Annotated in this window: 2 tRNA genes and 3 rRNA genes; all 5 read right to left on the bottom strand. The window is 51.2% G+C overall.

Going from position 1 to position 5,406, the window contains the following annotated elements:
- A 5S ribosomal RNA gene (rrf, locus tag AC07SU_RS30815) occupies positions 1-71 on the bottom strand; the annotation flags it as partial.
- A 151-nt stretch (positions 72-222) separates the two neighbouring features.
- Positions 223-3,114 (bottom strand): 23S ribosomal RNA (locus AC07SU_RS30810).
- A 247-nt stretch (positions 3,115-3,361) separates the two neighbouring features.
- Positions 3,362-3,437, bottom strand: a tRNA-Ala gene (locus AC07SU_RS30805).
- A gap of 30 nt (positions 3,438-3,467) precedes the next feature.
- Positions 3,468-3,544: transfer RNA gene (locus AC07SU_RS30800), tRNA-Ile, on the bottom strand.
- Between the two features lie 83 nt (positions 3,545-3,627).
- Positions 3,628-5,164: ribosomal RNA gene (locus tag AC07SU_RS30795) — 16S ribosomal RNA — on the bottom strand.
- Positions 5,165-5,406: the final 242 nt, after the last annotated feature.

The raw sequence follows: 5,406 nt of genomic DNA, 5'->3' as shown, positions 1-5,406 counted from the left end.
TCGGCGATGCATCGTTTCACTGCTGAGTTCGGGATGGGATCAGGTGGTTCCAATGCTCTATGGTCGTCAAGAAATTCGGGTACTGAGTCGTGACCGGTTGGCCTCGCTTCAGCAAATTGGGTATGTGACAGCTGTCGGTGTTTTGTGAGCGTCGAACTTTCGGTTCATTTCGTCTTCACACACCGCAATCTGGCCTTTCGACGCAAATTGCTTGGGTGTTATATGGTCAAGCCTCACGGGCAATTAGTATTGGTTAGCTCAACGCCTCACAGCGCTTACACACCCAACCTATCAACGTCGTAGTCTTCGACGGCCCTTCAGGGAACTCAAGGTTCCAGTGAGATCTCATCTTGAGGCTAGTTTCCCGCTTAGATGCTTTCAGCGGTTATCTATTCCGAACATAGCTACCCGGCAATGCCACTGGCGTGACAACCGGAACACCAGAGGTTCGTCCACTCCGGTCCTCTCGTACTAGGAGCAGCCCCTCTCAAATCTCAAACGTCCACGGCAGATAGGGACCGAACTGTCTCACGACGTTCTAAACCCAGCTCGCGTACCACTTTAAATGGCGAACAGCCATACCCTTGGGACCGGCTTCAGCCCCAGGATGTGATGAGCCGACATCGAGGTGCCAAACACCGCCGTCGATATGAACTCTTGGGCGGTATCAGCCTGTTATCCCCGGAGTACCTTTTATCCGTTGAGCGATGGCCCTTCCATACAGAACCACCGGATCACTAAGACCTACTTTCGTACCTGCTCGACGTGTCTGTCTCGCAGTCAAGCGCGCTTTTGCCTTTATACTCTACGACCGATTTCCGACCGGTCTGAGCGCACCTTCGTACTCCTCCGTTACTCTTTAGGAGGAGACCGCCCCAGTCAAACTACCCACCATACACTGTCCTCGATCCGGATAACGGACCTGAGTTAGAACCTCAAAGTTGCCAGGGTGGTATTTCAAGGATGGCTCCACGCAGACTGGCGTCCACGCTTCAAAGCCTCCCACCTATCCTACACAAGCAAATTCAAAGTCCAGTGCAAAGCTATAGTAAAGGTTCACGGGGTCTTTCCGTCTAGCCGCGGATACACTGCATCTTCACAGCGATTTCAATTTCACTGAGTCTCGGGTGGAGACAGCGCCGCCATCGTTACGCCATTCGTGCAGGTCGGAACTTACCCGACAAGGAATTTCGCTACCTTAGGACCGTTATAGTTACGGCCGCCGTTTACCGGGGCTTCGATCAAGAGCTTCGCGTTAGCTAACCCCATCAATTAACCTTCCGGCACCGGGCAGGCGTCACACCCTATACGTCCACTTTCGTGTTTGCAGAGTGCTGTGTTTTTAATAAACAGTCGCAGCGGCCTGGTATCTTCGACCGGCATGGGCTTACGGAGCAAGTCCTTCACCCTCACCGGCGCACCTTCTCCCGAAGTTACGGTGCCATTTTGCCTAGTTCCTTCACCCGAGTTCTCTCAAGCGCCTTGGTATTCTCTACCCAACCACCTGTGTCGGTTTGGGGTACGGTTCCTGGTTACCTGAAGCTTAGAAGCTTTTCTTGGAAGCATGGCATCAACCACTTCGTTAACTAAAAGTTAACTCGTCATCAGCTCTCGGCCTTAAGATCCCGGATTTACCTAAGATCTCAGCCTACCACCTTAAACTTGGACAACCAACGCCAAGCTGGCCTAGCCTTCTCCGTCCCTCCATCGCAATAACCAGAAGTACAGGAATATTAACCTGTTTTCCATCGACTACGCTTTTCAGCCTCGCCTTAGGGACCGACTAACCCTGCGTCGATTAACGTTGCGCAGGAAACCTTGGTCTTTCGGCGTGGGTGTTTTTCACACCCATTGTCGTTACTCATGTCAGCATTCGCACTTCTGATACCTCCAGCAAGCTTCTCAACTCACCTTCACAGGCTTACAGAACGCTCCTCTACCGCATCACTTACGTGATACCCGTAGCTTCGGTGTATGGTTTGAGCCCCGTTACATCTTCCGCGCAGGCCGACTCGACTAGTGAGCTATTACGCTTTCTTTAAAGGGTGGCTGCTTCTAAGCCAACCTCCTAGCTGTCTAAGCCTTCCCACATCGTTTCCCACTTAACCATAACTTTGGGACCTTAGCTGACGGTCTGGGTTGTTTCCCTTTTCACGACGGACGTTAGCACCCGCCGTGTGTCTCCCATGCTCGGCACTTGTAGGTATTCGGAGTTTGCATCGGTTTGGTAAGTCGGGATGACCCCCTAGCCGAAACAGTGCTCTACCCCCTACAGTGATACATGAGGCGCTACCTAAATAGCTTTCGAGGAGAACCAGCTATCTCCGAGCTTGATTAGCCTTTCACTCCGATCCACAGGTCATCCGCTAACTTTTCAACGGTAGTCGGTTCGGTCCTCCAGTTAGTGTTACCCAACCTTCAACCTGCCCATGGATAGATCGCCCGGTTTCGGGTCTATTCCCAGCGACTAGACGCCCTATTAAGACTCGCTTTCGCTACGCCTCCCCTATTCGGTTAAGCTCGCCACTGAAAATAAGTCGCTGACCCATTATACAAAAGGTACGCAGTCACAGAACAAAGTCTGCTCCCACTGCTTGTACGCATACGGTTTCAGGATCTATTTCACTCCCCTCTCCGGGGTTCTTTTCGCCTTTCCCTCACGGTACTAGTTCACTATCGGTCAGTCAGTAGTATTTAGCCTTGGAGGATGGTCCCCCCATATTCAGACAAAGTTTCTCGTGCTCCGTCCTACTCGATTTCATGACTAAGAGATTTTCGCGTACAGGGCTATCACCCACTATGGCCGCACTTTCCAGAGCGTTCCGCTAATCTCAAAGCCACTTAAGGGCTAGTCCCCGTTCGCTCGCCACTACTAAGGGAATCTCGGTTGATTTCTTTTCCTCAGGGTACTTAGATGTTTCAGTTCCCCTGGTTCGCTTCTTGCACCTATGTATTCAGTACAAGATAACCATCTTATGATGGCTGGGTTCCCCCATTCAGACATCTCCGGATCAAAGTCTGTTTGCCGACTCCCCGAAGCTTTTCGCAGGCTACCACGTCTTTCATCGCCTCTGACTGCCAAGGCATCCACCGTATGCGCTTCTTCACTTGACCATATAACCCCAAGCAATCTGGTTATACTGTGAAGACGACATTCGCCGAAAATTCGAATTTCTCAATTAAGAGAACTCACAAATTTTACCTTAGCCTGATCCGTTACCAGTGAAAGTAACGTTCAGTCTATCTTTCTATCACATACCCAAATTTTTAAAGAACGATCTAATCAAAGACTAGAAATCAACATTCACCATCAACCTGATGGAATGCTCATTTCTAAGCTTTCAACTTCTAGAAGCAGTAGTGGTGGAGCCAAACGGGATCGAACCGTTGACCTCCTGCGTGCAAGGCAGGCGCTCTCCCAGCTGAGCTATGGCCCCGTATTTCTACAGGCGTTTCCCACACAAAATTGGTGGGTCTGGGCAGATTCGAACTGCCGACCTCACCCTTATCAGGGGTGCGCTCTAACCAACTGAGCTACAGACCCAATTTCGGGCTGCTTCTTTATCGTCTTCTTCAATGAATCAAGCAATTCGTGTGGGAACTTATGGAGCAGCTGATGTCGTCGATTAAGGAGGTGATCCAGCCGCAGGTTCCCCTACGGCTACCTTGTTACGACTTCACCCCAGTCATGAATCACACCGTGGTAACCGTCCCCCCGAAGGTTAGACTAGCTACTTCTGGTGCAACCCACTCCCATGGTGTGACGGGCGGTGTGTACAAGGCCCGGGAACGTATTCACCGCGACATTCTGATTCGCGATTACTAGCGATTCCGACTTCACGCAGTCGAGTTGCAGACTGCGATCCGGACTACGATCGGTTTTATGGGATTAGCTCCACCTCGCGGCTTGGCAACCCTCTGTACCGACCATTGTAGCACGTGTGTAGCCCAGGCCGTAAGGGCCATGATGACTTGACGTCATCCCCACCTTCCTCCGGTTTGTCACCGGCAGTCTCCTTAGAGTGCCCACCATAACGTGCTGGTAACTAAGGACAAGGGTTGCGCTCGTTACGGGACTTAACCCAACATCTCACGACACGAGCTGACGACAGCCATGCAGCACCTGTCTCAATGTTCCCGAAGGCACCAATCCATCTCTGGAAAGTTCATTGGATGTCAAGGCCTGGTAAGGTTCTTCGCGTTGCTTCGAATTAAACCACATGCTCCACCGCTTGTGCGGGCCCCCGTCAATTCATTTGAGTTTTAACCTTGCGGCCGTACTCCCCAGGCGGTCAACTTAATGCGTTAGCTGCGCCACTAAAAGCTCAAGGCTTCCAACGGCTAGTTGACATCGTTTACGGCGTGGACTACCAGGGTATCTAATCCTGTTTGCTCCCCACGCTTTCGCACCTCAGTGTCAGTATTAGTCCAGGTGGTCGCCTTCGCCACTGGTGTTCCTTCCTATATCTACGCATTTCACCGCTACACAGGAAATTCCACCACCCTCTACCATACTCTAGTCAGTCAGTTTTGAATGCAGTTCCCAGGTTGAGCCCGGGGATTTCACATCCAACTTAACAAACCACCTACGCGCGCTTTACGCCCAGTAATTCCGATTAACGCTTGCACCCTCTGTATTACCGCGGCTGCTGGCACAGAGTTAGCCGGTGCTTATTCTGTCGGTAACGTCAAAACAGTTACGTATTAGGCAACTGCCCTTCCTCCCAACTTAAAGTGCTTTACAATCCGAAGACCTTCTTCACACACGCGGCATGGCTGGATCAGGCTTTCGCCCATTGTCCAATATTCCCCACTGCTGCCTCCCGTAGGAGTCTGGACCGTGTCTCAGTTCCAGTGTGACTGATCATCCTCTCAGACCAGTTACGGATCGTCGCCTTGGTGAGCCATTACCTCACCAACTAGCTAATCCGACCTAGGCTCATCTGATAGCGCAAGGCCCGAAGGTCCCCTGCTTTCTCCCGTAGGACGTATGCGGTATTAGCGTCCGTTTCCGAACGTTATCCCCCACTACCAGGCAGATTCCTAGGCATTACTCACCCGTCCGCCGCTCTCAAGAGAAGCAAGCTTCTCTCTACCGCTCGACTTGCATGTGTTAGGCCTGCCGCCAGCGTTCAATCTGAGCCATGATCAAACTCTTCAGTTCAAACATCTTTGGGTTTTTAAGAAACCCTAAACTTGGCTCAGCAATCGTTGGTTACATCTTTGATTTCTCGCGGAGTAACTTGTGATGCTGATAATCTTGTTGACTATCAGTCTGACTCCACAAGCACCCACACGAATTGCTTGATTCAGTTGTTAAAGAGCGGTTGGTTAAGATCTTTCGTCTCAACCGAGGCGCGCATTCTACAGCAGCCTCATTTGCTGTCAAGTGATTATTTTCAGAAG

This window comes from Pseudomonas sp. GW821-FHT05H12 (assembly GCF_059419385.1).
This window is presented reverse-complemented; position numbering and strand designations above follow the sequence as displayed.